1 protein-coding gene is annotated in these 236 nt (G+C 64.0%); it reads left to right on the plus strand.

Annotated features, from left to right (window positions below; translation table 11 throughout):
* Nucleotides 1–236: hypothetical protein (locus tag R2R70_RS23155; RefSeq protein WP_410979367.1), on the plus strand; the 236-nt coding region annotated here is incomplete at both ends.

The raw sequence follows: 236 nt of genomic DNA on the forward strand, positions 1-236 counted from the left end.
GATATCGGCGGCTCGGGCAGCACCATTACCTCGGCAAGCGTGACCACTGCCACCATCAACGGCGCGCAGGTCAACTTCTGCACCGTGAAGGGCACGCTCGCGCCGTCGAACAGCTTTGAAGTCGCGTTGCCGGTCAGCAGCTGGACGCAGCGTTTCGCGCAACTGGGTTGCGGCGGGCTCTGCGGCACGCTCAGCGATCCCACGCAGCAAAGCTCGTTCAGCTTCAGCTACACCTG

Source organism: Cobetia sp. SIMBA_158, assembly GCF_046566945.1.
Taxonomy (GTDB): Bacteria; Pseudomonadota; Gammaproteobacteria; order Pseudomonadales; family Halomonadaceae; genus Cobetia; species Cobetia amphilecti.